Source organism: Comamonas brasiliensis, assembly GCF_018292285.1.
GTDB lineage: Bacteria > Pseudomonadota > Gammaproteobacteria > Burkholderiales > Burkholderiaceae_C > Comamonas > Comamonas brasiliensis.
On sequence record NZ_JAANES010000001.1, the window covers coordinates 1,328,055 to 1,354,951 of the forward strand.

A 26,897-nucleotide genomic window follows, 5' to 3' on the forward strand; every position below is an offset into this window, starting at 1 on the left:
GAAGACAGCCAACCAACCCGGAGTCAGACAATGAATGAGCAAACATTCCGAATCGCCATGATCAGCGAGCATGCCTCGCCACTTGCAGCAGCCGGCGGTGTGGATGCCGGTGGGCAGAACATCTATGTGGATTCTGTGGCGCGTGGACTCGCTGCCCTGGGCCACGAGGTAGATGTTCTGACGCGACGGGATGACACCCGATTGCCCGACATGGTGGAATTGGCACAAGGGGTGCGTGTCATGCATATCGATGCCGGTCCGCCCGCCTATGTTCCCAAGGAACAATTGCTGGACTTGATGCCTGCCTTTGCCCATCAGGCGCATCGTCAGCTCGTGAGGCGCGGGCGCTATGACCTGATGCATGCGAATTTCTTCATGTCCGGATGGGTCGGAATGGTGCTGAGGCCCATCATTCAAGCCCCACTGCTTACCACCTTCCATGCTCTGGGCCTGGTTAGGCGGGAGCATCAGGGCGCAGCCGACGCCTTTCCGCCGGTTCGAGAGTCGATAGAGAGATCGCTGGCCAAGCATTCGGACAGAGTGATTGCAGAGTGCCCTCAGGATCGCGATGATTTGATCCGTTTGTATGGGGCTTCGCCCGAACGGATCGAAACCATTCCCTGTGGCGTCGACACCAAGTCCTTCTATCCTAGCTCCCGGGCCGCCGCTCGCGAGCGACTCGGTCTGAGCGCCGACGAATTCATCGTGCTTCAGCTCGGCCGCATCGTGCCCCGAAAGGGTATAGACAATGTCATTCAGGCTCTTGCCTTGTTCCCGGCCTCGGTGGCCGCCAGATTGGTGGTGGTGGGCGGGGAATCCCGAGTGCCAGACCCGCACAGGACACCCGAATTCGCGAGGTTGATGCAGCTGGCCCAGGGTGCCGGCGTCGCGGATCGGGTCTATTTCGCGGGGCAGCGCCACCGTGACGAGCTGCGAGATTGGTATGTGGCAGCCGATGTGTTTGTGACCACCCCGTGGTATGAGCCGTTCGGGATCACGCCGCTAGAAGCCATGGCCTGTGGAATTCCGGTGGTGGGAAGCAATGTCGGGGGAATATCGCATACGGTCCGCAACGGGGTGACGGGATATCTTGTAGAGCCGAAAAAGCCTCAGGCATTGGCGCAAAAATTGCTGCAACTTCATCAGCACCCAGATCTGGCCCAGGCAATGGGCAGAGCAGGGATCCTGCGTGTGCATCAGAGATTCACCTGGGAGCGAGTGGTTGCTGAATTTGTTTCGCTGTTTGCGGACGTCTGCAATCAATACGATGTCAGATCAAGACCGCTTTTGCCAACGCCTCCCATGCAAAGGAGGGCGTCATGAAGAAGACTTTGCAGCCAGCGATATTCCTGGACAAGGACGGCACTCTGATCGAGAACGTTCCCTATAACGTGAATCCGGAGTTGGTGAAGTTCCAGCCGGGAGCTGTCCAAGCGATCAGCCGACTTGGCGCAGCGGGTTTCCTGATTGTCATCGTCACCAATCAAAGCGGCATTGCCAAAGGCTATTTCAAGCGCCGCGAACTCATAGAGCTACGAGATGCGCTGGCTTGCCGGCTGGCGCGTGAGGCGGGGGTCCATCTTCAAGGCTTCCAGTATTGCCCTCATGCACCGGATTCCAACGGACGGCCCACTTGCCTGTGTCGTAAGCCTCGTCCTGGTTTGCTGATGGAGGCTGCAACGCTCTATGGCATTGATCTGCAGAATTCCTGGATGATCGGGGACACGCTCGATGACGTGGAGGCGGGCATCAGGGCAGGTTGTGCCACGGTTTTATACGACTCGGGCGGAGAGACGCTATGGCGTCAGTCTCCTTTGCGGCATCCGACCATGCATGCCTTCCAATGGACGGAAGTCGTCCGCTTCATTCTCGACCAAGAGGAGCAGGGCAGTCCCCAGGTGTCGGTGCAAAAGACCCTGGCGGCACTGTCAGGCGCCACCGAGTAGGGACGGCGATGAGCTTGCGAACAAAGCACCTTCGAAGAATTGGCGTTTTTCGCGCTTTGATGCTGGGCGACATGCTGTGCGCGACCCCTGCCTTGCGGGCGCTGCGCGCAGCTTGCCCCGAGGCCCATATCACCTTGATCGGATTGCCCTGGGCCTCGGAGCTGGCCGGCAGGCTGGCCTCGGTGGATGATTTCGAACCCTTTCCCGGATGGCCGGGACTGCCCGAGATACCTCAACCCCCGGCAGGGGAGATGCAAGCTTTTGTCGGGCGGGTTCGGGCCAGGAGCCTGGATCTGCTCATTCAAATGCATGGATCTGGCAGGCTGACCAATGCCTTGCTGTCCGAGCTGGGGGCCAGACACCGAGCAGGATTCTTCGAGCAGGAGGGCCATGTTCGACCCGAGGATAAGGCCCTTTGGATGGAATGGCCACGCAAGGGCAACGAGATCACGCGGCTGCTTGGCTTGACCAGCCATCTTGGCTTTGCACCACAAGGTACTGCGCTGGATCTGCCTCTCGAGTCCCACGACTACGTTCAAGCCCAGACGCTGATACCGAGCTCTCGGCGCTACGTGGTAGTGCATGCCGGCTCCCAATTGCCCTCACGCCGCTGGCATGCCCAGAGCTTTGCAGCCGTCGGAGATAGTCTGGCAGAGGCGGGATACGAGATAGTGTTGACGGGAACTGCCGGGGAGCAGCCAGTAGTGGCTTCGGTGGCAAACTCGATGAAGCACAGCGCGTTCAATGCATGTGGTGCCACGAATATCTGGACTTTGGGTGCCTTGCTTGCATCGGCACGCCTGCTGATCTGCAACGACACCGGTCTGTCGCATATGGCTGCCGCCTTGGGCACTCCCAGCGTAATAGCCGCATGCGGCAGCGAGGTCGAACGCTGGGCTCCACTTGATGCTTTTCGGCACCGGGTCTTGTGGAGAGAAACGCACTGTAGGCCTTGCGCCCATCGCATTTGCCCGATCGGCCATCACTGTGCAACGGATCTGGTTGCCGAAGAGGTGGCTCGGGTCGCTTTGGACCTAGTAGACAGGAGTGCAGGATGAATGGCGTCAATTCTCTGGTCCGCATGCCGCGTCGTCTAAAGATCCTGACTTGGCATGTGCATGGCAATTACCTGTTCAATCTGACCCAGGTTCCTCACGATTTCTGGCTGGTGGTGGACGAGCAGCGTTCCATGCACCGCACAGGTCGAAGCGGGACGCTCCCCTGGGGAGAGAATGTTCACGAGATAGCTGCCGACGAGATCAAGCGGGCTGATTTCGATCTGGTGCTCTACCAGTCCAGGCAGGCGTGGGACGACGACCGCTTCAGGCTGCTTACCTCAGCGCAGCGCAGCCTGCCCTGCATCGTGCTGGAGCACGATCCTCCTCAACATAGCCCCACTGACACGCGGCATTGGTGTGACGATGTGAATGCCTTGCTGGTCCATGTCACCGCCTACAACGCATTGATGTGGGACAACGGCCAGGTCCCGTCTCGGGTCGTCGAGCACGGGGTACGTTTGCTCAATCAGCCACCGTGGACGGGCGAGCTGCAGCAGGGCTTGGTAGTGGTGAACAACATCGGCAAGCGGGGACGGCGTCTGGGATTGGATATTTATACCCAAATGTCAGCTAGGCTGCCACTGCGATTGGTGGGGATAGGAAGCTCTGATGTGGGTGGTGCGGGCGAGGTTTTGCAGCAGGAATTGCCGCAACTCATGACGAGGCACCGCTTTTTTTTCAATCCGATTCGCCATACCAGCCTGGGTCTGGCCGTTATCGAGGCGATGCTGCTGGGGCTGCCAGTTGTCGGTCTGGCAACTACAGAGCTGGTGACAGTGATTCAAAGCGGCCACAACGGCTTTATCGATACCCGTCCAGAGCATCTGGTCGAGGCCATGGAGGAGTTGTTGAGCAACAGGAGTCTGGCTTTGGAGTGGGGAGAGGCTGGCCGGCGGACCGCTCGGGAGCGCTTCTCCATCGACCGGTTCATTGATGACTGGATGCAAGTCTTTCATTGGGTGGCGGGCTGAGCACATGACCCCCGAGCAGCAATAGCTTTGGATTCATTGCTCATTGGGGACCATGGCACGCGGCTTGCCTGACATGAGTTCCCGAACAAGGAGGTAACTGCATGGATCAAATTTCGACCGGAGCAATGCTAGGCCTGCTGGACAGATTGCTGCCACAAGGACGATTGCGCACTGGCGCAGCCCTTTTCACCCTGGGTTTTCTGCTGGCTAAAAGCTGTGCTTGTTGCGCAGCAGTTCATAAAAGACGTTCGGAGGAGCGCACTTCCACCAAAGCACCCAATGTGCAGCGTTGGGAAGGTGAAGGAGGGCGCACCGAGGAGCCTGCTGTCGGTGGAGGCATCACCGAGTAGTCGTGCAATACGATGTCCAGGGAGCTTGCCAGGTCTTGACGAACCCGGGGCGGCGCACTAGCCGCTCCACGGCAATCGGGTCTATCTGAATTTGTGGGAGCGTTGATTGCCCAGTGATATGTGACATCCACTACTGGGCATGCATCGTGACATTCATATCTGGCGACTCTTTGCATGAGGAAACTAATTTCAGGCATACGGTGGCGGCGCGTGCGTGCCTGGTATGGGGCGGCAATGTTTTGTGCCGATGCAACCGCTCGGCCGGCTTTGCCGCCAAGCCCCAAAAGCCCCTGCAGCCATGACCGGGCGTGCAATTCTCGTGATCGGCGACAGCATGCTGGATCGCTACTGGGATGGTCTCGTGGAGCGAATTTCTCCAGAGGCCCCGGTTCCTGTGCTGAAGTTCGCAAAGGAATGGCAGCGTCCCGGAGGGGCTGCCAATGTGGCTGCAAACATTTGCGCGATGGGGAGTCAAGCGACCTTGGCTACCTTGGTAGGCGAAGACGAAGCGGGCGACCTGTTGCTGCAGTTGATGGCAACTTACGGAGTAAAGCTGAAAGCAGTTCGCTCGCCTCATGCCGTCACGACCCAGAAGATTCGCGCTGTCTGTGGGCAACACCAGATGCTGAGGATCGATATCGAGCGCGAAGTGCCGACGCAGGCCCTTGAGTCGCTCATACAGACCGCAGATGCGCTGATTCCCCGTCATCCGTGGATCTTGCTTAGTGACTATCACAAAGGATCGCTTTCCCGATGTGAAGGCTTCATCCAAAGCGCCAGGCAATGTGGTTCACGCGTGCTGGTCGATCCCAAGGGCAGCGACTTTGAACGCTACCGTGGCGCCTGGCTGCTCAAGCCCAATGAGAAGGAGGCGCGTGCCATGACCGGCGCATGGTCCAGTGAAGCAGAGTTCACGCATCTGATGCACGCCGCGAGAGCCCAATTCGGCGTGGAACATTTGCTTGTTACCCGCGGAGAACGAGGCATGTCATTGTTCAGCGCAAACGGCGCGCCCCAACATATTCCAACTGCAGCCAAAGAGGTGTTCGATGTCAGCGGTGCCGGAGATACTGTTCTGGCCGCTTTGGCAGCGGCGTTGGCCGGCGGTGCGCCTCTTGTTCAGGCGATCCGGCATGCAAACCTGGCTGCAGGGGTGGCTGTTGCCAAATTCGGCACTGCCACGGTGTCCCTGGCCGAAATCCTGCGGGTTCAAGACAAGGCCGACGCGGCATCGCCTTGAGGTGGCGTGTGGTTTGGCAGCAAAGCCGCAAGCATCGACCGGGAAAGTTCAAGCTGGTTGCTCGTGAATAGCAGTCCGACAATGAGCGGCAAGATTCCTCGAAGATATTGTTTCAGAGTTTGAAAAAACTGGGAACAGCAGCCCATTTTGTAATAATTGCTGCAGTGGCCCGTTTCAAGGCCAAAAGCAATGATTCATTCTTGTTGCGTCTGTTTTCCAGGCATGCCGATTGCTCCATGTTTTCTGCGCATTGCGCCGTCGATCAGGATTTTAGCGAAGCTGAAACCGGGGACGTAACGTAAACATTTTGGAGAACGCAATGAAGATCTATTCGAAAATTATCGTTTCTGCAGCGGCCATTTTTGCTTTTGGCACATTTCAGGTGGCTAATGCGCAAAATACACCGACCACTCCTTCAACGGGGACGGCCACTCAAGGGCAGGCAACTGATACCACCAGAGGTAATAGCAATACCCGCTCCTCGCAGAGCGCTCCGGCCAACCGATCAAGTACCTCTGATGGCGGCTCTGATTATCAGAGCGGTACTCAAACAATGCCTGAGAGTACTGGAACCGCGCCCAACTCCACCACTGGTGACACCAACCGTGATAACCGAAATTCTACCGATGGCTCTATGCGTACACCGCGACGGGATCGCGGATAAGCCTGAGTCGAAAGCAATAAATTGGTCAAAATCAGGAGGCGCCATGCATGGCAGGTAAGAGAGGGAGGGGCCCCTGGTTTCACCGCTGAAGAAGATTCCCATGGAATCTGCATGTGTGATCTGCGGAGTCTGAAATTAATAAAGCGTCGTTTTATTTTTTGGTTGCATGTGATTTCAGGAAGTTAATCAAGTCATTTTCCACGCGCTGAAGGCCCTTCAGTGGTGCTGAAGAGGAAGTGGGTGTGGCTATGGCGGTGGGCAGAGCGTCGAGCACCGCCGGGTAGATGTAAAACTTGCGGCACACGCTGTATGTATTTCCGAGACGTCCCGCCACCTCGCGAACGATCTGGACCCTGTCGGCAGGAGCTTGCAAGATCTGGCTGCGGATCAGATCCAAAGCCCAGACATTGGCTTGCCAGGTCCGGAAGTCTTTGGCGGTGAAACTTGCCCCGCAGGCGGAGCGGATATAGGCGTTGACTTGTACCGAGCGCAAGGACTGCACTTGGCCGCATTCATCCATGAATTGAAAGAGGCGCTTGCCGGGAAGGCTTTGGCATTGGCGCACGACGCGACTGACTTTTCGGTCGACCAATGTGACTTTTTGCATCACGCCACTCTTGCCGCGGAACTGGAACGTAAGCCGGTCGCCATGAAACCGTACGTGCCGGCCCTTGAGTGTACTCAGGCCGTATGAGCCATTGCGGGAGACATATTCCTCATTGCCAATGCGCAGTGCCGTGCGATCTAGCAGTCGCACTACGGCAGCGGTGACAGTGACAAGACTGCATTGCCGCCGCGAGAGGTCGCGCTCCACCTTTTGGCGCAGGATAGGCAGGCGTTTGCCGAAATCCAGCATCCTGCGGAATTTCCGGTGCTCCTGATGTTCCTGCCAAAGGGGGTGGTATCGATACTGTTTGCGTCCCTTGTCATCGCGCGCCGTGGCCTGGATGTGGCCTTCAGGGGAGGGGCAGATCCAGACCTCGGTATAGGCAGGCGGGATGGCCAGCTTTCGGATGCGATCGAGTTGCGCGGAATCGCGGATGGTCTTGCCTTGTTCATCTGCATAGGAAAAAGACTTTCCTCGTCGCACGCGGCTCCAGCCCGGAGTGGTGTCGTCCACATGAACTAGTTGCGCGGGCATATTTTGCATATGCAGTCCCCAGGTAGTTTGATAGGAGTGTGCTGGTGGCCTCGGCTGGGACGGTTTTCCAGCTCTGCCAAGTGCCATGAGATCTTGCAGAGGGCAATCAACGTGCGCGCTCATTGAGGAAGCGGGCATGCACATTGCCAGCCATACAGGACAGCGGTCAGCGAGACCGTGCACTTCAGCAAAGGGACCAAGTGATGAAATCAATCAGTGAAATGATGACCACAGGGGTGCGCAGCCTGTCGCCCTCGGATTCGCTTCAAGCGGCAGCCCAGGCCATGGAAGCCCTGGCCATCGGCTCTGTGCCGGTATGCGATGGTCAACGCCTGGTGGGCATGGTTACGGATCGCGATATCGCGATCCGTGCCGTTGCCCAGGGGCTGCCCGCGCAGAGCACCACGGTGAGTCAGGTCATGTCGGGGGATGTGAAATGGTGTTACGAAGACCAAACCGTGGAGGAAGCCACTTATCTAATGCAGCAGTCACAGATCAGGCGTTTGCCCGTTGTCGACCGCGACAAGCGCCTCGTTGGCATGCTGGCCCTTGGCGATCTATCCGTCAAAGCCGACTCGGCACAAGCTGCCCGCGCGCTGCAGGGAATTTCAACTCCTTCCGAGCCCGATAGATCCAATTTGTCGGCGGCAGCCGGCCAAGCCGGCGGCGGCGCAGATGCCCAAACCGAGGCCTGAACTTATTGGTCAACGGGGAGAGTTCAATGAACAAACGCCCTTACGATGCACAGCAGCTCAAGGAGCTGTTGCTGCAGATGATGGAAACCGAGCTGGGCGGCGAGCAGGTGTATCGCACAGCGCTGGCCTGCGTAAAGAATGACGACTTGCGCCATGAATGGGAGGGATATCTGCAGGAGACCTTGAGCCATCAGAACGTGGTGCGCAGCACTTGCGAGGCCCTGGGCATCGACTGCGATGAGAACTGTGCTTCGCGCCAGATTGTGAAGCTCATCGGCGACTCGCTGGTGAAGGCCATGGCGCAGGCGTCGAAAACCACAGATGCCAACGTAGCCCAACTGGTGGCCTGCGAATGCGTGGTGCATGCGGAAACCAAGGATCAGGCCAATTGGGAATTGCTGGGTAAATTGGCTGAAGCCGCCACTGGGGAGACGCGCAAGATTCTTGACGATGCCTACAGCAGCGTGGCCAACGACGAGCAGCATCACCTGTTTCATACCAAAGGCTGGTGCCGGGAGCTATGGATTGAGCAGCTTGGCATGCCGGCCGTCTTGCCTCCGCCCGAGGAGGTAAAGCAGGTGGCGTCTGCCATTGGCGCCTCGCGAGCCGAGCAGCAGCGTAAGCAGATGCTCTGAGATTGACGAATGCAGCGGGCTCATTCGCTAAAACCGACCGAGGTTCCTCACAGCGCCCATGTGCTGTTGTTGGTCGACGTGATCAATCCGCTGCATTTTCCCAATGCTCGAGCTCTGCTGCCGCATGCGCTTGAGGCCGCGCGCCACATTGCCCGTTTCAAATCCCGCCTGGCGCTGCGCAAGGTGGCGGCCATCTATGCCAACGACAATTACGGTACCTGGCATAGTGAATTCAGTGACATCCTGGCCGCCTGCCAGGCCTTGCCCGGCGCGCGCGGCGAAATAGCCCACCTGCTGGCTCCTACCGCCTCAGATCTCGTCATTCTCAAGCCTCAGCATTCTGCTTTTCATTCGACGCCGCTGTTGCATTTGCTACGGCGCATGGAAGCCAGGCGGTTGACGATTGTCGGATTCGCCACCGATATGTGCGTGATGCTCACCGCCACCGATGCACGCATGTCGGGCTATTCGGTTCGCGTGCCGGAGGATTGCACGGCCGCAGAGTCGCCTCGGCGCAAGTTGGAGGTGTTGTGCCAGCTTCAGGATACCTTCAAGTGCTCTGTGCGCCCGACGCAGCGTCAAGCCGGTGAGGAGAAGCGGTAATGTGGAGCCTCGAGTCAGATGCCTGGGAGCTGCTGTGGCGCACCTTGATCGTCTATGGCGCCTTGCTGCTGATGATGCGCCTGTCAGGGCGTAGAACCGTGGGGCAGTTCACGCCCTTCGATCTGTTGGTCGTCATGCTGCTGAGTGAGGCCGCGGGACCTTCCATGACCGGCTCTGACCAGTCCCTGTCCGCCGGTCTAGTGGTATGCGCGGTGCTGATTGTGTTGAACACCCTGGTGGGCTTTTTGACGGCCTATGTGCGCCCGGCGGAACGATTGTTAGAAGGGGAAGCCATCCTGCTCGGTCGCAAGGGTCGGGTTTTCGATGCCAAGCGCAAGAAGCACCGTGTCTCGAAAAATGATATCGAAAAGGCCTTGCGTGAACATGGCTGCGCGTTATGCGACATGGAGTGCCTGTTTCTGGAGGCAGACGGCAGCCTAAGCGTTATTACGCAGGACTGAGGCTGCTGCCCAAGAAGGCAGCAGCCGGCCAGGCGCCTAGGCCAGATCGCGCAATGCTGGCTCCCGGCTCCAGAAGCGCGTCTTGGCTCCCTCGATGAAAGGGGCGGGGTCGTCTGTGGCGAAGAATCCGCTATCGGGCCTGATGCCTGAAGCGTCGAGGATGGCGTTGCTTGCCGGGCAGGCAGCAATTGCCTTCAGATGGGCAAAGGCGTCGCGAAACCAGTCCTGGGCGCAGCTTTGCGTTGCCAGTCTTTCGGCGCTTGAGGGCGCGAGAAGAGAGACTATCGCATCGAACTGTGCCGAAGGAGCGCCTGCCAGCTGCGCATCCACAGCCAGAATGCTGCCGTCGTCCAGCGTGACCCCAGATACCCGTGGTGCAATGATCATGACCCTGGCCTGTTGCGCTTGCAGAGCCTGTTTGAACATGGTGACAGTGGATGCACCGGAGCCTTCGTCCACGAGCATGGCGATGCAGCGTCCCTGCAGGGTGGGTTTCATGCGGTCGATGATGCAGGTCGCAGGGCTGGGGTCGAGATCTTGCACAGGCATCGCCGGTTCCGCCGCACGCGGCAACTGCTGCATGCCCAGACCTTTGGCCACGCGTCGACCCAAGTCTTCGTCGATGACCAGCAGATGGCTGACCATGGCCTCGCGCACATGAGCGGTCTGAACCTTTGACAGTTCGAACACCATTGCGCTGGCCATATGCGACTGCTCGACGCGGCTTTGGCTCTGATAGAACATTCGGGCCTGGCTGTAGTGGTCTGCGAAGCTCTCCGGCCTCAGGCGTGCCTTGGAACCTTCAGGAGTGGCTTGGGCGAAATGCGTGAAGCCGGAAGCCTGACTGGCACGAGGACTGTCCGTCTGCAGGCTGGAGGGTTCGTAGCTGACCCTGCCTGAAGGCACGGCCTGCTGCATATGGCCGTCGCGCTGGTGGTTCGCAAAAGGGCATTGAGGGGCGTTGATGGGAAGCTGGGCGAAATTGGGTCCGCCCAGGCGCAGCAACTGAGTGTCGAGGTAGGAGAACAAGCGGCCCTGCAGAAGCGGGTCGTTAGAGAAATCGATGCCTGGCGGAACATTGGCCGGACAAAAAGCGACTTGCTCGGTCTCGGCAAAGAAGTTGTCCGGCCAGCGATCGAGCACCAGCTCGCCGATGCGCTTGAGGGGGATGAGTTCCTCGGGAATGATCTTGGTGGGGTCCAGATGGTCGAAGGGCAGCATGGCTGCCTGTTCCTCGTCGAAGAGTTGCACGCAAAGATCCCAGCAAGGGAAGGCTCCGCACTGTATGGAGTCGAAGAGGTCGCGTCGATGGTAGTCGTTGTCTGCGGACTGCAGTTTGAGTGCCTCATCCCAGACGGTGGACTGCATGCCCAGTTGGGGGCGCCAGTGGAACTTGACGAATGTGCTCTTGCCGCTGGCGCTAAGCAGGCGAAAGCTGTGGATGCCGAAGCCCTCCATCATGCGCAGACTGCGGGGCAGCGTCCGGTCGCTCATGATCCACATCACCATGTGCATGGACTCCGGCATCAGGGAGATGAAATCCCAGAAGGTGTCGTGTGCTGTGGCGGCCTGAGGAAACGCGCGGTCGGGCTCCATCTTCACCGCGTGGACCAGATCTGGAAACTTCATGGCATCCTGGATGAAGAAGACGGGGATGTTGTTGCCCACCAGATCCCAGTTGCCTTCCTCGGTGTAGAACTTCACGGCGAAGCCGCGTACATCGCGCGGTGTGTCCACCGACCCTGCTCCGCCGGCCACGGTGGAAAAGCGCGCGAACACCGGCACCTGCTTGCCCACTTCCGTGAGCACTTTGGCCGTGGTGTATTGCTGCAGGCTCTCCGTGAGTGTGAAGTGACCGTGCGCAGCGGAGCCTCTGGCATGGACCACGCGCTCGGGAATGCGCTCATGGTCAAAGTGAGTGATCTTCTCTCTGAGAATGAAGTCTTCCAGCAGACTTGGGCCTCGATTGCCCTGAGTCAATGAATTCTGGTTGTCTGCAATAGGAATGCCTTGCTGGGTGGTCAACACCGGGTGGCTTGAATCTGCTTGCTGCTGCAGTTCTCCTGCATTTCCGATGGGATGTTGCTGCATGAATGGCTCCTTTGATCGATGCGGGAGGTCGGGGCAATGGTCAGTGATTAGCGCTGCTTCCATCGCATCCGGTGACCGCGGTAGATGAGGGAAGGGATGTCACTCCGGGCACGTGCCCCGAGAATGCGCCCTGGCCCGGGTAGGGGAAATCAGGGCAATTTCCATTCCCGCCGCGGTCTGGCGTTGCCGACATTCAGCCTTCGCGGCAGGGCTAAGCTTGTCATTTGCAGATCGAACTATGCGAATATGCGTTCCTGCGAGCTGATCTGGTCTCAAGCGCTGCATGGCGATGTCATCGGTTCATTTTCTATGCGGGGTGTCGGCCAGAGGGTCTTGTCTCGCTTCAGTGAAGGAGTGAGTGGCATGGAGTCTGGGCACCAAGAATCACCTTCTGTCGAGCAAGCTCTGGCGCTTGAGAAGGAGAGGCGGCAAGCTCTGCTGGCGATTGCTTCCGGCGCGCCCATCAAGGCGAGTCTTGAAGCGGTCACGGAGGCGGTAGGGCGACTTATTGAGGGTGCACGTGCCTGTGTGATGTTTACTGACGTTCAGCACGGGCTGATCAAAGAAGGCCATTCCCGTCAGTTTCCTCCTTTGTTCATCGAATCTCTCAAGGGCTTGTCTGTCGACGACGAAGGCGGCTGGTGCGGTGCGCAAGCACTTCAGAAAAAACATTATGTTGTTTGCCACAGAAGTGAAAACACGGGACAAACGAATGCCGCGTGGAATGCAATATGCGATGCGCATGACATTGACGTCTGCTGTTTTCACCCCGCGCTGGATGGGGACGGAAAAGGGGTGGGGATAGTTCTGCTCGCCCTGCCCGCCGTGGAGCCAGGGACCTGGGAGTGCCGAGTGGCTGAATTCGCGGCACTTGCAGTATCTCTGGCGGTCACGCGAATTCGCGCCTCGGAAGATCTCTATCTGGAAATCGATGCGCTGGCCAGACTTCAGCAACTGAGTTCCGAGCTAGTCGGCAAAGGGGAACTGGAGCCTCTGCTCCATAAGATTCTCGCCGCCGCGGCCGATATTTCGGGCACGGACAAGGGCAACATCCAGATTTTCGATCCCGTCAGGAACGCATTGCGCATCGTGGTGCATCAAGGATTGGGCGCTAGGATGGTGGAGCATTTTCGGTATGACGGGTGGGATGCCAGTTGCGGAGAGGCAGCGGCACGCGTGCAGAGGCTGGTGGTTGAAGACGTGGACCAGCTCGACGGGCTTGAAGGAACGCCTGGCCTAGAAATCATTCGGGAGGACGGCATCCGCTCCATTCAGTGCACGCCGCTTGTCAGCCGCGACGGCCGCTTGCTGGGCATGCTCAACAATCACTATCGACAGGTCGGCGGGCCCACGCCAGAAGCTCTGCGCTATATCGATCTGCTGGCACGGCAGGCGGCGGAGTTGATAGAGCGCCATCAGACGGAGGCCGAACTGGCGACCGAACGGCAGCGTAAGGATGAGTTTCTGGCCATGCTGGCGCATGAGCTGCGCAATCCGCTGGCTCCATTGCGCAATATGCTTGAAGTTCAAAAGCGCGCGAATGGAGATGCGGGGCTGATGATGGGCGCTCGTGAAGTGATGGAGCGTCAGCTTTTGCAGCTGGTGCGACTGGTCGATGATTTGCTGGATGTGAATCGCATCAACCGGGGCAAGCTGGAGTTGCGTTTCGAGCCGGTGCTTCTCGAGTCAGTGGTGAACCATGCGCTTGAGGTCTGCAGGCATATCCTGGACGAGCGCAGGCACCGGCTGCAGGTGTTGCTACCAAAGTCCCCCTTGATGCTGAATGGCGATGCAGCGCGCCTGACGCAGGTATTTGGCAATCTGCTCACCAACGCGGCGAAATACACGCCCCCAGGCGGTGCGATTCGTCTGCACGCCGAAGTTAAAGAGGACTGTCTGGAGGTTCTCGTCCTGGATAACGGTACGGGCATACCAGCGGATCAGCTGGAGACGATCTTCGAGGTATTCACCCAGGTCGACCGGACGCGGGAACGCTCCCAGGGCGGTCTGGGTATTGGATTGATGCTGGTCAAGCGGCTTGTGGAAATGCATGGCGGCCAGGTTCAGGCCTTCAGCGATGGCTTGGGCAAAGGCAGCGAGTTCGTGGTCAGATTGCCGCTCAAGGAATGTGCCTCGGCCCGGCAGCTGCCGTCCAAGCAAGCGCCTGGGAGGCCATGCCGCATTCTCATCGTGGATGACAGCCAGGACGCGGCGCACTCACTCGCGATGTTGCTGAGCCAGGAGGGCCACGAAACACATGTGGCGTGCGACGGGCCAGGTGCTCTGGAGGTGGGGCCTGTGCTCAGGCCCGATGTCATCCTGATGGACATCGGCATGCCGGGTATGAATGGTCACGAGGTTTGCCGGCGCATCCGAGAGCAGGAGTGGGGCAGGCGCACTTTGATCATTGCCGTTACGGGCTGGGGGCAGGACAAGGATCGCCGGGAATCCGAGCAGGCAGGCTTTGACGCTCATATGGTGAAGCCGGTACGAATGCCCGAACTGCAGAATTTGTTGGCCAGTGGGCCTAAGGACGTTCCTCGGACACGATAGTTGTGCTTGCAAGACTAGGTACTTGGTTTTCACAACTCACTTTGAAAGAAGACCGCGAAGTTGTTATTTCCAGAATTTCCTGATGTTTTACGTATGCGGATTTTGACAAGCTAAGAAGGATCGTATCGAGAATGAAAGCATGGACTTGCTACATGCTGATCGGAGTCGAAGCATGTATAAGTTTATTCATCAGTAAAAACTATTTTTTCTATCGATAATTTTTCTTGGTAGAATTTTATGCAGGTGATTTTCCAAATCATAGAAATGAAAAGATATTAAAGATACATTTTGTCTTAAATATCTAGGTTCTCTAATTATATTTCGGTGTAAGATAGTTTTGGCCCTTGTCAAGGGAGAATTATTTGGCGATTAAAAATGCTGAGTACCTATATAACATAACCAACAGAGATTTTGATGAATCATATTCTTATCGTTGATGATTGCTTTGATTCTGCTGCATCACTGAAAGAATTAATCTTTTGCCTTGCAAAAGATGCCAATATCTCGACCTCCATAGCAACAGCGCATTCGTTGATAGATGCTAGGCGTCAGCTTGCATTGCAAGCAGCCAAGCTTATCTTTCTGGATCTTAGACTGCCAGATGGAAATGGCACGGAAGTTATTGCGGATAAAGATCTCTGCAAAGATGCGGATGTGGTATTAATGACCGGATATGCCAGCATCGACACTGCAATAGATGCCTTGAGGCTTGGGGCTATAGATTATCTTATCAAGCCGGTTGAGGTGAACAAGGTCGATGAGTTATTGAAGAAGTCGTTAGGGTCAAGCAATACGGTTGAAATTGACGGCCAGTTTGACAGGGTTCAAGGCATTATTGGTGGGTCTGCGGCCATGCAGGATGTCTATAAACAGGTTATTCGTGTTGCTCAAACTAGCGTGTCGGTATTCATTACGGGAGAGAGTGGGTCTGGGAAAGAGGTAGTTGCGCAGACCTTGCACAATCTCAGCAAGAGAAAAGATGCTGCTTTCCTTGCCGTGAACTGTGGCGCCATATCGCCGAATCTGATCGAAAGCGAGGTGTTCGGTCATGAAAAAGGGAGTTTTACCGGCGCCGAGAAGCAGCATCAAGGTTTTTTTGAAAGAGCCGAGGGCGGCACGTTGTTTCTGGACGAGGTGACAGAAATGCCTCTGGAGTTGCAAGTTAAACTCCTGCGGGTTCTGGAAACGGGCCAGTTCTCGCGCGTCGGCTCCACTACGACGAAGGACGCTGACGTCCGTATCATTGCCGCCTCCAATCGCTGTCTTCACCAGGCTGTATTGGACGGCAAGTTAAGAGAAGATCTTCTTTACCGTCTAAATGTGTTTCCGATCGAGCTTCCTCCACTACGGGAACGTCTGGAGGATGTCCCGGAACTAGCCGATTATTTTCTCAATGCTATCTGCGACCAGGAGGGAAAAAGAAAGTTTTTTTCGCAGGAAGCGTTGCGAAGACTTTCTAGATACTCCTGGCCGGGAAATGTTCGTGAACTGAGAAATTCCATTCAACGGGCTTATGTCATGGAAGAAGGGGATTGCATCGGTTGTGAATGGCTTCCGGTGCCTGAGGAGGCTGAAGGCAGGGAATTCCATTTATCTACAGATGGCTCAGAAGTGGCCATGAATACCGGGGCGTGTCTTGACGAAGCTTGCGATAATGATGGTGCTTCGTCCATTCAGATGTCGGTAGGATTGTCCGTGGGTGAGGCAGAGCGTATGCTCATCGAGGCCACTTTGAAGGAATGCAATTTCCACAAGGAAAAGGCAGCGGCCATCTTGGGGATCAGTTTGAAAACGCTGTATAACAGAATCAAAGAGTACGAAAGTAGCGGAGACAATGGATCGTTTTCAACACAATTGCGGTAAGCGGCAGAGTAGCCTCAGGCTTGTTTTTCTGGGGCCTTGAGGAATCAGCTGGCTTTGGCTCTGGTTTTAGGCTGCACTTTTCGAGGCTCGGATTTCTTTGCTTGGGATGGCTGAATGCGCGGACGCAGACTGCTTTTAAGCAAGGCAGTCAGGTCGATCACCTTGGCGCTCTCGAGAGCCTGCTCCTGGGGCTTGACTACGGTTTTAGCCTTGCCAGCCTTGGCCTTTTTCTGCACCAAGCTCATGATCTGCTGACGGAATTCATCCTTGAAATCCTGCGGATTCCAGGCTCCTGTCATCTCGTCGACCAGTTGCTTGGCCATCTTGAGTTCTGAGGCGCTCAGGCTTTTCTTACCTGCGGCAGGCAATTCCAAGCCATCCAATGTCCTGACTTCATCTCCCCAGCGCAGAAGATTCAGTATCAAGGCCGAACCCGAGGGCACCAGAGCGGCCAGATGCTGTTTGGTGGCAATGACGACCTTGGCCAGACCGATCTTCCCTGTGGCGAGGAGGGCCTCGCGCAGCAGCGCGTAGACCTTGTCGCTCTTATTGATCGGTGCAATGAAGTATGGCCGCTCGAGATAGATGAAAGGCAGTTCCGAGGCATTGACGAAGCGCTCGATCTCTATGGTCTGGGTGGTCTTTGGAAACACTGCTTCGATCTCTTGTGCGTCGACGACGACGTATTTGCCGTCCTTGTACTCGACGGCCTTGACGATATCGTCCTTGCTAATTTCCTTGCCTGTACGCTTGTTCACGCGCTTGTATCCCACCGGATCCATGGTGCGTTTGTCCAGCCAGTCAAAATCAATGCCTTGCTCGGTAGTTGCGGTATGAAGCGCGATGGGAATATGCACCAGGCCAAAGCTGATAGCCCCTTTCCAGAGTGTGCGACGTGCACTTGCCATGCCTGAACCTCCATCGTGGCTATATGACTACAGTCTCTGCGTCAATGCGCCTGGCGTTTGTAGGTTCAGCCGTCGCAGCCTGGTAGGCCCAGGGGAACTGTCGGTCCTTAAATGGCCTATGCTGAAGCCATGAATAGCAGGCTCAGGGAAATCGCGGTGCATGTCCGGGAACCTAGCAGGGGACGTTTCCTTTGCGTACCGAGCGAGCTGAGTCAGAACCGCTGACGCGAGATACAGCGCGCGAGTACAGCAGTGCTTGGCTATCGGTCGGCCATGGCCGATGGTTTGCTTGCCTTGCAAGCCTTAATTGAAGATCTGGACCTTGGTCCACGGCGGTGGCAAACGGCCGGGCCATCACAGGACAAAACGTAGACGTCGGGGGCGTCGTCTGCATCGCACAGGTCTGGCAATCACTTCGGGTTTGGGTCGGCAGACTGAGTCGCTTTGGCATAGGAGTCGATTCCTTAGGGAGTCTTGCCGCTGCGTGCCAGCATGGCTCCGAGGGCAAGACCTGCGGCGAACGCGAGGTATACGCCACCTAACTGGGGGCGTGAGAGGTGGTGCTCGAAGCCGGGTTTGAGACGTTCGGGCGTGCATTTGAAGTCCACCAAACAGGCGACGACACTGGTGGTCAGGGCACCGGCCACCACCTGGGCAGGCTGTTGCGAGCGGGGGTGGTGCATCATTGCCGCTGCATGGACGGCAGCCCACCAGATCGAAGCGCAATGATGGATGCAGTAGCCGAGCAAGGTGTGGCGCACCGAAAATTCGCGCTGATGAAACGCGGGGCGGCCCCAGCGCCAGTGACTGACGGCGTTCAATGGAGCGACTGCGCTGCGAACTTCGCTATGCCCGGCCCAGGCCAGCGCGAATGCGGAGAGGACGCTGGCAAAGCTTCCCGCCATCAGAGCCTCTCGAAGCACAGCCAATCCCCACAGTGCTTGCTTGCTGCCGGCTCGAGCATGGGCCATGTGCGATCTCCTGGGGTGAAGGACGTAAAACGCGACCCAGAGTCTAAGACTGGGCGTCGACAACAGTCATGGGCCTGCATGCGGCCGTCCGACGAACGCGTGGAGCATCCCCCTGATCGGCTCAGGTTACGCTGCCTAGGTTTTGTGCGAAGCCGTGGGCGAGTACTCCAGCCGTTTCATGGCCGTGGTGATGCTGACCGCCGAGGCCGGGTAGTCGGCCCAGGGGCTGTTGCCGGTGCGAAGCCGCTGCTCTACCGTCTGCAGACTCCAGTGGGAGCCGCTTTTGAGTCGGTCTAGCTCGCTCCAGGCCACAGGCACGGAAATTCCCATTCCGGGCCGCGCGCGTGCCGTCCAGGCGCAGGCCGTGGTCGCGCCGAAGCCATTGCGCAGATAGTCCACAAAGATTTTTCCCACGCGGTTGCGGGGTCCGCTTTTGGCCACAAAACGCTGGGGGATGGTGCTAGCCAGATGCTGGACCACGGCGCGTGAAAAGCCCTTGACGGTGTCCCAGTCGTGCAGGCGCTTGATGGGTGTGACCACATGCAGGCCCTTGCCGCCACTGGTTTTGAGGAAGGCAGCCAGGCCCAGCTCCTGCAGGAATACCTGGACCAGCTGGGCTGCTTCCAGGACATGCTCCCAGGCCACCCCTTCACCAGGATCCAGGTCGAACGTCATACGGTCGGGGCGCAAAATGCGGTCTTTTCGGGCGTTCCAGCTGTGATATTCGATGACGTTCATCTGTGCACCGGCCAGAAGTCCCTGTGCACGGGCGACTTCCAGCAGCGGGGCGTGGCCTTTGTCCAGGCCGGGTTCCAGTGCTTCGATGCCGTCTATTTCTGCACGCTCCAGGTGCTTCTGGAAGAATCGTTCGCCATTCACTCCGTCCGGTGCGCGCAGCAGAGCCACGGGACGATGCTTCAAATGCTCCATCATCAAAGGTGCGACCAGCGCGTAGTAACGCACCAGATCCAGCTTGGTGACTCCGGTGGAGGGGTCGATGATGCGCTCTGGGCTGGTCACTTTCAGACCGGATGGCAGCTTGTGGTTGGAGGCGGCGTTCTTGGTCATAGAAGATAGAGGCTCAAGTTGTTCGCGCGTTATGGCCGTGGCGGGCTTGTCGTCCCGGAGGCCGTGAAAGACCGGGTGGCGCAGCTTTCCGGACTGGGTCCATTCGGCAAATGAGACCTCGGCCAGCAGACGGGGCTGCACCCAATGAGCATTGCGAGGCGTGGCCTGACCCTTGGCGAAGGGACTGCTGGCACTGGCCAGGCGTACCAGTCTTTCTCGCAGTTCACTTAGTGAACGATCGGTGAATCCGGTGCCTACGTTTCCTGCATAGCGAAGTCGGCCGTCGTCGCCATGCACACCCAGCAGCAGGGAGCCAAGTCCCTGCCGATGGCCTTGCGGATCGGTATAGCCGCCGATAACGAACTCCTGCCGGCGGCTGCACTTGAGCTTGATCCAGTCGGAAGTCCGTCGGGATGCGTAGGCGGAGGTTTTGCGCTTTCCCACGATCCCTTCGAAGCCCAGCTCGCAGGCCGAAGCGACCAGGTCCTGCGGGGCGGCGTCGAATGCCTGGCTGAACCGAATGTTGGGGGTGGCTGCTGTGTCGATCAGGCTGCTGAGCATCTGCTTTCGCTCGAGAAGGGAAAGCGGTCGCAAGTCCTGCCCGTCGATGTATGGAAGATCGAACAGGTAGTAAACCAAGTCCTGGGTTGCATGGCCGTCGAAGGCATTTTGCAATGCTTGAAAGTCCGGGTGACCGCGGCTGTCGAGCATCAGGACTTCTCCATCCAGCCAGGCCGACTTGACAGGCAGGTTGGCTAGCGCTGCAGTCAGCGCGGGCATTCTGTCAGTCCAGTCAATGCCGTTGCGGGTAAATAGGCGCACGGAGCCCGCATGGATGCGAGTCAGCATGCGGTAGCCGTCGAACTTGAGTTCCCACTGCCACTCGGAGAGATCATGAGGAGGCGTCTCGGCGAGCGTGGCCAACTGAGGCGCAAGTCGCAAGGGGAGCGGCGCTGCTTTCGGCTGCAAGCTTTGAGAGGATCGCGCCTGCGGTCGGGGCGCATCGATGGGTGGCAGGGTCAGTACGCTGTCCGGCATGGCATCGACAAGCTTAAACACGGAGGCAGGGCGTGCTAAATCATCCTGTTCCTTGATCAGCAGCCAAGTCGGCTGCTTTTCACCGGAGCGACCCCGCATGCGCACCAAAGTCCATTGCCCTTGCAGCTTGTGACCGTGCAGCGTGAATTTGAGCTTGCCGTCTCGATAGCCTTGGCCAGGATCTCCGTGTGGCTGCCACCAGCCTTTGTCCCAGACGATGACCTTGCCCGCACCATATTGTCCGGAGGGGATCTGTCCTTCAAAGCGGTTGTACGCGATGGGATGGTCTTCGACCTGGACCGCCATGCGTTTGTCCGCAGGGTCATAGCTTGGGCCCTTGGGTACGGCCCAGCTCTTCATGGCTCCGTCAAGCTCCAGTCGCAGGTCATAGTGCAAGTGACTGGCCCAGTGCTTCTGGATAACGTACTGGAGACCCGCGGTGCCGGTTTCGCCTCGACCCGATGGCTCGGGCGTTTGGGTGAAGTCCCGCTTTTGCCGATAGGAGTGGAGCGGGTCCAGGGGCTTCTCGGACAGGGACGGTGCGGATTTCGGTGCAATGGGGCTTGGTTTGCGCTTTTCATTGTTTTTCATGGAGCACTTTTAGCCGCCGCATTCAGCGATGCTGGCCGACGCCAATATGCAGTTAACGTTTCACTACGATACCGAGGATCATTTCTCGCCGACGAAGGTGCTCATGTGTTCTGCTTGTGAGACGTTTTCCCCTGATTTGAAAATATCTGGCTCTGAGAGCATTTAGCTTCTATTTGATGAGCATCATTCCAATGAAATGCGGCGTATCAACGGGGCTCACAGTCGCTGAAATCAGGCAAAGTCTCTGGGCAATTGGGCCGATATTGACGTGAAGCGAGCGTGAGATCATTCTCGGCTCCTCAGATTTTTCACTGCTGAGCATAAGTCAGTGGGCAAAGCAATGTGAGCTTGAGAAATCGACGAAGTAGCTGCTGACTTGAGCGAATTATCGTCATTGTCGGGCAAACGGAAATCGATGTATTGCAAGCTTGTAAGAGCAGGGCCAGGGGTTAATCCCGCAGGCATGAGAATTGCCAGTGCGACATGTCCACTCAGGAGACTTTCGTGAAAAAAATCCTCCATTCCTTCGCAATCTCCCTTTTCGTCACATCTGCATTTGCACAGACACAGTCGAAAGGGCCGACTGAGCCGACGGTGGCTGACCCTGGTGGGCCTTCGCATGGCGCTATTGTCGATAAAACACCAGAAGGCGTAGACCGGGACAAGCCAAGTTCTCCCGCTGGTCCGAGCAGTGACGTGCTCGACTGTCGTTACGACCAAGGCAAATCCGGTGCGAAAATCAACAGAGATACCTCTTCGCCAGCCACGAATTCTGGCAAGCTCGAGCGCAAAGATTGCCCGCCGCAGCCGAGGAAGGAGAGTCCGGATGGCGGCGTCAAATGCGACGTTGAGTGTGATGGTATAGATTGATTTCGATACCGTTTGATCATTCGATCAAATAGGCATTCAATAGCGGTGTCGAGGCGTGTTCTTAGATGCAGGTAGATATGCCCAATTCTATGGGCGTATGAGTGGACGAATGAACAGTAGTGTGCCAGATTCTGCTCGTCCTCAGGTGCGGCGGAATTTGATCCATTTCGCTAGCGAAACTTCACATGAAAAATATCAGATGTTTTATGCTGGAATAATCCCCAAAAATGGGCATGCAAACCTTTTAGCCTGTTATGAGTTTTAAGGGTTGACCATGGGCTATTTATTTTATCGTGGAAGATTCTTCTTCATCCAGAAATTTCTACGGCAGAATTTTCCGATAAACAGGAGAAAAATATTCAAGGCCTGGCTACGTTCTCTGTGAGAAATCCTGGCATGAATGATGCTTCAGCTTTAAGGCCGATGTTTTTGCGGTATACCTTAAGGAGATAATCATGGTACAGCAGAGCCACAGCGATACCACGAAGAAGCACGACAGCACCTCGAAGCCTAATGAGCAGCAGCAGGGCAGTGCGCAAAACCATAATCCTGCAAGCGGTGCACACAAGCAGGCCGGGCAGGACGCCAAGAGCGATCCCAAGAAGGATCAACAGCAACAACAGGGCGGAGCGAAAAGCCATAATCCGGACAGCGGCGGGCACAAGCAAGCCGGACACGAGGCGAAGAGCGATCCTAAAAAGGATCAGCAGCAGCATTAACAAATGGTCGGACAGGCACGAAAAAATGCCTTGAAAAACCTTTGTTTCAGTTATTCGCTGTGAACGACGGGCAACTAATACCTCTTATGTGGATGTAACGGGTGCCCAAAAAGTCATTTGACAAAGGCGTGTCGCCTAGCCTCAAGAAATCTGCTGAGAGAGGCATATCGCCCATGCTCAAAGAACCATGACAACCAAATGAAATGAGAACTGTTATGACAATCAATTCCAAGTTGGCTATTCTCTGCACTGCTTGTACCTTATCTGCGTCGGTGTTTGCGCTGACACCGGCAGAGCACTCCGCTGAAAAAGATCGTATCAGTTCAGAATACAAGGCGGCCAAGGAGCAATGCAAATCTCTGAGTGGAAATGCCAAAGACATCTGTGAAGAGCAGGCCAAAGGAAAAGAAAAAGTTTCGTCAGCCGAGCTGAAATATAAGGCGGAGCCTAGTGAAAGAAATCAGTATGCCGTTGCCAAGGCCAAGGCTGATTCAGAGTATGAAGTAGCCAAAGAAAAGTGCGATGACTTTTCCGGGAATGCAAAAGATGTATGCAAGAAGGATGCAAAGGCCTCCCATACAAGAGCACTTGAGTCGGCAAAGGTCTCAGAAGTTAGAAACAGTCCGTCTGCCACATCATCTGATGTAGCCAATACCAGAAAGGATGGCAGCGAAAAGGTTCGTGAGGCCGACTATAACTCCGCAAAAGCACGCTGTGAATCGATGACAGGTGATGCAAAGGATACCTGCATCGCAGATGCTAAGAAGCGGTTTGGTCAATAGTTTCTTGCTGATGTGATAAGGAAGGCAGATTTTCCCTATCTGCTTTCCTGGTTGCATCGGATGCCATTGACAGCGTTTAAAGGCTAGTCTCACTATATCTATAGACACTAATTGCAGGGAAGATGTGTAACCCAAGGAAGGGGCTTTAATGAAAATTCTCTTATTGGTGACGCTTTTCAGCGCCATGGCGGCTACCTCTGCCTGTGATAACAGAGTTCCCAAATCGGAATCCGAGACTAGGCCACCGATGACGCAGCGGATGGATGAACCGCCCCGTACAACCGAACCTTCGCCGGCGCCAGCAGATCCAGTGCGGCCCAGAGATCCAACCCAGGCTCCTTTGGGCCCCAATAAATGATTTCAACTTAGTATGCTGCTCTTTCAAATTGCATCATTAATATGATCTGATAAAGGTGCCTTGGCAAAAAACATCGATTCACGATATGCTTTTGCAAAGGGGAAATAAATGCATAGTTCAGGTGAGCCCGTGTCTTTTGACTCAAGACTGCATAGCTGGCTTGGAAAAATCGAAGCCGCGCAGCCTTGTCATAGCCAGCAGGATGCTCATGACTTGATTATGAGTTTATGGGTGCAGGTCAACCTAGAAGTTGGGGCTGGCGAGGAACTCATTCAAGAGTTGCGCATGAAAAGACTTTGCATAGAGCATGGGTGGAAGGGATTGGACTCAGACGTCGCTTTCATAGATCTGGAGCCGAATGTGCGGGTGCGAGTCTATCTACATCGCGATGGAAGTATCGTGATTCAGGCCATTGAAGAGCACACATTCCACATTCTTGGCGCTTTGCCAGCCACCCGGCAGGATCAATGGGTAAGTGTAAGAACGAACAAGGTTCGATAGAAAATGAAGGAGTTGGGCAGATTCGTGCGGCTTGGAATTGCAACGCTGTGTTTCCAGGCGATCCAGTATGAATACAGGCGCCAGTTTTTTATTTTTGCTTTTTCATCCGCAGTCGATCGCTGTCGAACTGCATTTGTCTGAGATCGATAGCGTGGACTGAGGCTCTCGCTCCAATGGTGGGTGGCACGGGCTTTTCATTTGTCCTGGACATATTGATTGCCGTTTGCGAGCAGTTGCACCGCTTCAGGGCTGATGCAGCGATGAAGATCAAGGAGGTAGACCGTGAATATATTCCATGATGCAGCCCCCGATACTCCGATTGTCCCTCCGGTCGAGGATCCCGATCAACCTCCAGGCGTTCCATCGAAGCCCAAACCCATTGATCCACCTCAGGAAGTTCCACCAGTGAAGCTTCCACCGGAGCCGGTGCCTCAGCCCTAAAGGAGAACTGCGATGGCCCAAGGAGATAAGTCCAAGTACACGGACAAGCAAAAACGCCAAGCGGCGCATATTGAAGAGAGTTATGAGAACCGTGGAGTGAGCGAGAAAAAAGCCCAGGAGATCGCTTGGGCCACGGTCAACAAGGAGTCCGGTGGCGGGAAAAAGTCGGGCTCGGGCAGGGCCAAGTCGAAGTCCTAGCAATAGCCATGGGCGTTCGAGTTCAGGCGCTGTCAGCCGGAGCAGCTTTCACTTGCGCCGAGCGTCGATCGGCCAAAAGAGGGCAGCGTGTACTCCTGGCTGCCAAAACTTCTAACAGGCTGTCGTCCATGAGTCGATCATGTCAGCCCATACATGCTGCATCTCTTTGCGCTGCTACCGTTAGTCAGCCTTGTTGTAGACGGCTCGGGCCCCTTTCTGTTCGTGGGCAACGGGCGTCAACTGTCAATAGTCCGAGCCCGGAGCTGGCAATTTGAAATGTGACCTGAGGCTACTTCCTCTTACTCGCTCTAAGTGAGGATAGAAACTCTCTTCTTGGAGAGGTCGGCACGGCATTTGCCCACCCTGCGGTGGCATCCGATGTTTTGTCCTGGCAAGTGACTTCGAGCATATGGGTCCGGAATTCTGGAGCCGGACACCAGTATCTCGACACTTCATTAACAGCTCCGAACGTGTCTTGTCCTATGGACTACACGGCAGCGTTTGTCAGTGCACCAGACTGAGCTTTCGAAAGGAGGCGCTTATGAAGCCAAAAGACCGTTTTACGGTGGCCAGCCCTGACGAAGCCAAGGTGAATCTCGCAAAGAAGAGCGATGCGAGGGCACCTGGCAACGAGTCCCAGTTGCCACACGAGCGGGATCAGTCATTGCATGCAACCAGAGTCAATGCCCACCCAGAGATGAAGCAAGCCCACAAGGACCTCAAGAAAGGTCTGGTTGATACAGATGCCAGGGCCAGTGATGGCCGTCCCCTGGCTGGCCGAAGAACGACCTAGCCCGCAGCGTTCTTTTATCGCCGTAACTACGCAGGAGATCTTATGCCATATATAGAAATTTCCCAATCCAAATCCAAGCCAGTGCAACTGCACTATCAAGACTTTGGTGATGGTCCGCCCGTTGTGCTCATTCATGGCTGGCCGCTCAGTGGGCGTACCTGGGAGCCTCAGGTTGCCGATCTGGTGGATGCCGGATTCAGAGTCATTACCTATGACCGGCGCGGCTTTGGCGGCTCTTCTCAGCCTTGGGATGGTTATGACTACGACTCGCTGGCCAGCGACCTCAATGCGCTAATCACGGAACTCGCACTAAAGAACGTCTGCTTGGTGGGCTTCTCCATGGGCGGCGGTGAAGTTGCTCGCTACATCGGTGCCTACGGCACAGCCTCTATCCGGTGTGCGGTGTTCGCAGCAGCTGTCCCTCCGTTTCTGCTCAAGTGCGAATCGAATCCGCAGGGAGCTGTCTCTGAAGAGGAGGTTGTGAAGAAGGAGCAGGCGGTCCTCAAAGACCGTCTGAATTTTCTCGACGAGTTCACACAAAAGTTCTTCTCGAAGTCGGATGGAACCTTGCTGGTCAGTGAAGCACAGCGCGAGTATGCCAAGACGATTGCGGCATTTGCCTCGCCGAAGGGAACCCATGACTGCATAGCGTCTTTCTCGCGCACTGACTTTCGGGATGACCTGAAGAGAATTGATGTGCCCACTCTCATCATTCATGGTGACAGTGACCGCATTGTTCCTCTGGAGGTCAGCGGGGCGAGAACCCATGATGCAGTGAAAGGCAGTGAAATACACATCATCAAGAATGGTCCGCACGGCTGCAACCTCTCGCATGGCGAGGAGTTCAACCGGGCACTGATTGATTTCATAGCGGCTCACTGAGCCTCATTCCTTGATGCCTTGAAAGGAGTCCGCTTTGACCTCAACCAACCCCTATCTGTCCTGCATTGATGAATGCAACGCTTGTGCTGTCGCTTGTGACTCATGCTTCGCTGCATGTCTCAAAGAAAGTGATGTGCAGATGATGACTCGCTGCATCATGCTCGATACAGACTGCGCAGCGATGTGCCGTCTTGCAGCATCGTCCATGGCACGCAACAGTGAGATGGCCAAGCGGATCTGTCGTCTTTGCGCCGAGATTTGTCTGGCATGTGCCAATGAATGTGAGCGGCACACTCATCAGCACTGTCAAACCTGCGCGCTTGCTTGCAGAAAGTGTGCTGCGGCTTGCGTAGCCATGAGTGAAGAAGGAATGAGTCCAACCTCTGTCGGGCAAGGCGAGGAGCGCCTTAAACATTGAATTGCACTTCACCGAGACATATACGAACTTGTCTCACAGACATGTGTGGCGATGCAATCTACTTTGAACTTACGCGGCTGGCCATCCA

26 protein-coding genes are annotated in these 26,897 nt (G+C 56.3%); 21 read left to right on the forward strand and 5 right to left on the reverse strand.

Annotated features, from left to right (window positions below):
* The first annotated feature begins 30 nt into the window (after positions 1-30).
* The 7 genes from DJFAAGMI_RS05935 (at position 31) to DJFAAGMI_RS05965 (ending at position 6,229) form a co-directional block, all read left to right on the forward strand.
* Positions 31-1,323 carry a glycosyltransferase gene (locus DJFAAGMI_RS05935; RefSeq protein WP_211456315.1) on the forward strand — a complete coding sequence of 431 codons (1,293 nt, stop codon included), beginning with the start codon at positions 31-33 and terminating at the stop codon, positions 1,321-1,323.
* A complete protein-coding gene (locus DJFAAGMI_RS05940; protein ID WP_211456316.1) occupies positions 1,320-1,946 on the forward strand; it encodes a D-glycero-alpha-D-manno-heptose-1,7-bisphosphate 7-phosphatase in 627 nt (208 codons plus the stop codon). Before DJFAAGMI_RS05935 ends, DJFAAGMI_RS05940 begins: the two co-directional genes overlap by 4 nt.
* A gap of 8 nt (positions 1,947-1,954) precedes the next feature.
* A complete protein-coding gene (locus tag DJFAAGMI_RS05945; protein WP_211456317.1) occupies positions 1,955-3,004 on the forward strand; it encodes a glycosyltransferase family 9 protein in 1,050 nt (349 codons plus the stop codon).
* The gene (locus tag DJFAAGMI_RS05950) at positions 3,001-3,975 is read left to right on the forward strand and encodes a glycosyltransferase family 4 protein (RefSeq protein WP_249333842.1); all 975 of its coding nucleotides are present in this window, start codon (positions 3,001-3,003) and stop codon (positions 3,973-3,975) included. The genes DJFAAGMI_RS05945 and DJFAAGMI_RS05950 overlap by 4 nt, the downstream gene beginning before the upstream one ends.
* 101 nt (positions 3,976-4,076) lie before the next feature.
* On the forward strand, positions 4,077-4,325 hold the full coding sequence (locus tag DJFAAGMI_RS05955) for a hypothetical protein (RefSeq protein WP_211456318.1): 249 nt from the start codon (positions 4,077-4,079) through the stop codon (positions 4,323-4,325).
* Positions 4,326-4,623: 298 nt separating this feature from the next.
* Complete coding sequence (rfaE1, locus tag DJFAAGMI_RS05960; RefSeq protein WP_211456319.1) at positions 4,624-5,565, forward strand: D-glycero-beta-D-manno-heptose-7-phosphate kinase; 942 nt, start codon at positions 4,624-4,626, stop codon at positions 5,563-5,565.
* 319 nt (positions 5,566-5,884) lie between these two features.
* On the forward strand, positions 5,885-6,229 hold the full coding sequence (locus DJFAAGMI_RS05965) for a hypothetical protein (protein ID WP_211456320.1): 345 nt from the start codon (positions 5,885-5,887) through the stop codon (positions 6,227-6,229).
* 151 nt (positions 6,230-6,380) lie between these two features.
* On the opposite strand, the gene DJFAAGMI_RS05970 is transcribed toward DJFAAGMI_RS05965, so the two are convergent.
* A complete protein-coding gene (locus DJFAAGMI_RS05970) occupies positions 6,381-7,379 on the reverse strand; it encodes a DNA topoisomerase IB (protein ID WP_211456321.1) in 999 nt (332 codons plus the stop codon).
* A gap of 194 nt (positions 7,380-7,573) precedes the next feature.
* Here DJFAAGMI_RS05970 and DJFAAGMI_RS05975 point away from each other — a divergent pair, with 194 nt between their 5' ends.
* The 4 genes from DJFAAGMI_RS05975 to DJFAAGMI_RS05990 are packed head-to-tail and all read left to right on the forward strand — an operon-like array spanning position 7,574 to position 9,764.
* Positions 7,574-8,065 (forward strand): CBS domain-containing protein, encoded by a 492-nt coding sequence (locus DJFAAGMI_RS05975; protein WP_211456322.1) that lies wholly within the window; start codon positions 7,574-7,576, stop codon positions 8,063-8,065.
* A gap of 26 nt (positions 8,066-8,091) precedes the next feature.
* Complete coding sequence (locus DJFAAGMI_RS05980; RefSeq protein WP_211456323.1) at positions 8,092-8,700, forward strand: hypothetical protein; 609 nt, start codon at positions 8,092-8,094, stop codon at positions 8,698-8,700.
* A 9-nt stretch (positions 8,701-8,709) separates the two neighbouring features.
* The gene (locus DJFAAGMI_RS05985; protein ID WP_211456324.1) at positions 8,710-9,303 is read left to right on the forward strand and encodes a cysteine hydrolase family protein; all 594 of its coding nucleotides are present in this window, start codon (positions 8,710-8,712) and stop codon (positions 9,301-9,303) included.
* Positions 9,303-9,764 carry a DUF421 domain-containing protein gene (locus tag DJFAAGMI_RS05990; protein ID WP_211456325.1) on the forward strand — a complete coding sequence of 154 codons (462 nt, stop codon included), beginning with the start codon at positions 9,303-9,305 and terminating at the stop codon, positions 9,762-9,764. The genes DJFAAGMI_RS05985 and DJFAAGMI_RS05990 overlap by 1 nt, the downstream gene beginning before the upstream one ends.
* A 36-nt stretch (positions 9,765-9,800) precedes the next feature.
* Here the strand turns inward: DJFAAGMI_RS05990 and DJFAAGMI_RS05995 are convergent, their stop codons facing one another.
* The gene (locus tag DJFAAGMI_RS05995) at positions 9,801-11,855 is read right to left on the reverse strand and encodes a catalase (protein WP_249333844.1); all 2,055 of its coding nucleotides are present in this window, start codon (positions 11,853-11,855) and stop codon (positions 9,801-9,803) included.
* Between the two features lie 246 nt (positions 11,856-12,101).
* Between DJFAAGMI_RS05995 and DJFAAGMI_RS06000 the strand changes: the two genes are divergently transcribed.
* Positions 12,102-14,408: a hybrid sensor histidine kinase/response regulator gene (locus tag DJFAAGMI_RS06000; protein WP_249333846.1), complete on the forward strand. Its 2,307-nt coding sequence runs from the start codon at positions 12,102-12,104 to the stop codon at positions 14,406-14,408.
* Positions 14,409-14,822: 414 nt separating this feature from the next.
* Positions 14,823-16,271 carry a sigma-54-dependent transcriptional regulator gene (locus DJFAAGMI_RS06005; protein WP_211456327.1) on the forward strand — a complete coding sequence of 483 codons (1,449 nt, stop codon included), beginning with the start codon at positions 14,823-14,825 and terminating at the stop codon, positions 16,269-16,271.
* A gap of 44 nt (positions 16,272-16,315) precedes the next feature.
* Here the strand turns inward: DJFAAGMI_RS06005 and ku are convergent, their stop codons facing one another.
* The 3 genes from ku to ligD form a co-directional block, all read right to left on the reverse strand.
* Positions 16,316-17,179, reverse strand: coding sequence for a non-homologous end joining protein Ku (gene ku / locus DJFAAGMI_RS06010; RefSeq protein WP_211456328.1), 864 nt, complete (start codon positions 17,177-17,179; stop codon positions 16,316-16,318).
* Between the two features lie 464 nt (positions 17,180-17,643).
* Entirely contained in the window at positions 17,644-18,150 is a 507-nt protein-coding gene (locus DJFAAGMI_RS06015; RefSeq protein ID WP_211456329.1) for a hypothetical protein, read from the reverse strand.
* Between the two features lie 135 nt (positions 18,151-18,285).
* Positions 18,286-20,847: a DNA ligase D gene (ligD, locus tag DJFAAGMI_RS06020; RefSeq protein ID WP_211456330.1), complete on the reverse strand. Its 2,562-nt coding sequence runs from the start codon at positions 20,845-20,847 to the stop codon at positions 18,286-18,288.
* A 504-nt stretch (positions 20,848-21,351) separates the two neighbouring features.
* Here ligD and DJFAAGMI_RS06025 point away from each other — a divergent pair.
* The 8 genes from DJFAAGMI_RS06025 (at position 21,352) to DJFAAGMI_RS25285 (ending at position 26,809) form a co-directional block, all read left to right on the forward strand.
* Entirely contained in the window at positions 21,352-21,717 is a 366-nt protein-coding gene (locus DJFAAGMI_RS06025; protein ID WP_211456331.1) for a hypothetical protein, read from the forward strand.
* A gap of 455 nt (positions 21,718-22,172) precedes the next feature.
* The gene (locus DJFAAGMI_RS06030) at positions 22,173-22,436 is read left to right on the forward strand and encodes a hypothetical protein (protein ID WP_211456332.1); all 264 of its coding nucleotides are present in this window, start codon (positions 22,173-22,175) and stop codon (positions 22,434-22,436) included.
* Positions 22,437-22,651: 215 nt separating this feature from the next.
* Positions 22,652-23,218, forward strand: coding sequence for a hypothetical protein (locus tag DJFAAGMI_RS06035; protein ID WP_211456333.1), 567 nt, complete (start codon positions 22,652-22,654; stop codon positions 23,216-23,218).
* 487 nt (positions 23,219-23,705) lie between these two features.
* Positions 23,706-24,077: a hypothetical protein gene (locus DJFAAGMI_RS06040; protein WP_211456334.1), complete on the forward strand. Its 372-nt coding sequence runs from the start codon at positions 23,706-23,708 to the stop codon at positions 24,075-24,077.
* A 453-nt stretch (positions 24,078-24,530) separates the two neighbouring features.
* Positions 24,531-24,716 (forward strand): hypothetical protein, encoded by a 186-nt coding sequence (locus DJFAAGMI_RS06045; RefSeq protein ID WP_211456335.1) that lies wholly within the window; start codon positions 24,531-24,533, stop codon positions 24,714-24,716.
* 541 nt (positions 24,717-25,257) lie between these two features.
* Positions 25,258-25,509 (forward strand): hypothetical protein, encoded by a 252-nt coding sequence (locus DJFAAGMI_RS06050; protein WP_211456336.1) that lies wholly within the window; start codon positions 25,258-25,260, stop codon positions 25,507-25,509.
* Positions 25,510-25,551: 42 nt separating this feature from the next.
* Complete coding sequence (locus tag DJFAAGMI_RS06055) at positions 25,552-26,391, forward strand: alpha/beta fold hydrolase (RefSeq protein WP_211456337.1); 840 nt, start codon at positions 25,552-25,554, stop codon at positions 26,389-26,391.
* Positions 26,392-26,425: 34 nt separating this feature from the next.
* Positions 26,426-26,809 (forward strand): four-helix bundle copper-binding protein, encoded by a 384-nt coding sequence (locus DJFAAGMI_RS25285; protein ID WP_249333848.1) that lies wholly within the window; start codon positions 26,426-26,428, stop codon positions 26,807-26,809.
* Positions 26,810-26,897 lie beyond the last annotated feature (88 nt).

Excerpts from the sequence above, each read along its gene's own strand:
- DJFAAGMI_RS05935 (WP_211456315.1), top strand. The coding sequence starts at position 31 with ATGAATGAGCAAACATTCCGAATCGCCATGATCAGCGAGCATGCCTCG.
- DJFAAGMI_RS05940 (WP_211456316.1), top strand. The coding sequence starts at position 1,320 with ATGAAGAAGACTTTGCAGCCAGCGATATTCCTGGACAAGGACGGCACT.
- DJFAAGMI_RS05945 (WP_211456317.1), top strand. The coding sequence starts at position 1,955 with ATGAGCTTGCGAACAAAGCACCTTCGAAGAATTGGCGTTTTTCGCGCT.
- DJFAAGMI_RS05950 (WP_249333842.1), top strand. The coding sequence starts at position 3,001 with ATGAATGGCGTCAATTCTCTGGTCCGCATGCCGCGTCGTCTAAAGATC.
- DJFAAGMI_RS05955 (WP_211456318.1), top strand. The coding sequence starts at position 4,077 with ATGGATCAAATTTCGACCGGAGCAATGCTAGGCCTGCTGGACAGATTG.
- rfaE1 (WP_211456319.1), top strand. The coding sequence starts at position 4,624 with ATGACCGGGCGTGCAATTCTCGTGATCGGCGACAGCATGCTGGATCGC.
- DJFAAGMI_RS05965 (WP_211456320.1), top strand. The coding sequence starts at position 5,885 with ATGAAGATCTATTCGAAAATTATCGTTTCTGCAGCGGCCATTTTTGCT.
- DJFAAGMI_RS05970 (WP_211456321.1), bottom strand. The coding sequence starts at position 7,379 with ATGCAAAATATGCCCGCGCAACTAGTTCATGTGGACGACACCACTCCG.
- DJFAAGMI_RS05975 (WP_211456322.1), top strand. The coding sequence starts at position 7,574 with ATGAAATCAATCAGTGAAATGATGACCACAGGGGTGCGCAGCCTGTCG.
- DJFAAGMI_RS05980 (WP_211456323.1), top strand. The coding sequence starts at position 8,092 with ATGAACAAACGCCCTTACGATGCACAGCAGCTCAAGGAGCTGTTGCTG.
- DJFAAGMI_RS05985 (WP_211456324.1), top strand. The coding sequence starts at position 8,710 with ATGCAGCGGGCTCATTCGCTAAAACCGACCGAGGTTCCTCACAGCGCC.
- DJFAAGMI_RS05990 (WP_211456325.1), top strand. The coding sequence starts at position 9,303 with ATGTGGAGCCTCGAGTCAGATGCCTGGGAGCTGCTGTGGCGCACCTTG.
- DJFAAGMI_RS05995 (WP_249333844.1), bottom strand. The coding sequence starts at position 11,855 with ATGCAGCAACATCCCATCGGAAATGCAGGAGAACTGCAGCAGCAAGCA.
- DJFAAGMI_RS06000 (WP_249333846.1), top strand. The coding sequence starts at position 12,102 with ATGCGTTCCTGCGAGCTGATCTGGTCTCAAGCGCTGCATGGCGATGTC.
- DJFAAGMI_RS06005 (WP_211456327.1), top strand. The coding sequence starts at position 14,823 with ATGAATCATATTCTTATCGTTGATGATTGCTTTGATTCTGCTGCATCA.
- ku (WP_211456328.1), bottom strand. The coding sequence starts at position 17,179 with ATGGCAAGTGCACGTCGCACACTCTGGAAAGGGGCTATCAGCTTTGGC.
- DJFAAGMI_RS06015 (WP_211456329.1), bottom strand. The coding sequence starts at position 18,150 with ATGGCCCATGCTCGAGCCGGCAGCAAGCAAGCACTGTGGGGATTGGCT.
- ligD (WP_211456330.1), bottom strand. The coding sequence starts at position 20,847 with ATGAAAAACAATGAAAAGCGCAAACCAAGCCCCATTGCACCGAAATCC.
- DJFAAGMI_RS06030 (WP_211456332.1), top strand. The coding sequence starts at position 22,173 with ATGGTACAGCAGAGCCACAGCGATACCACGAAGAAGCACGACAGCACC.
- DJFAAGMI_RS06035 (WP_211456333.1), top strand. The coding sequence starts at position 22,652 with ATGACAATCAATTCCAAGTTGGCTATTCTCTGCACTGCTTGTACCTTA.
- DJFAAGMI_RS06045 (WP_211456335.1), top strand. The coding sequence starts at position 24,531 with ATGGCCCAAGGAGATAAGTCCAAGTACACGGACAAGCAAAAACGCCAA.
- DJFAAGMI_RS06050 (WP_211456336.1), top strand. The coding sequence starts at position 25,258 with ATGAAGCCAAAAGACCGTTTTACGGTGGCCAGCCCTGACGAAGCCAAG.
- DJFAAGMI_RS06055 (WP_211456337.1), top strand. The coding sequence starts at position 25,552 with ATGCCATATATAGAAATTTCCCAATCCAAATCCAAGCCAGTGCAACTG.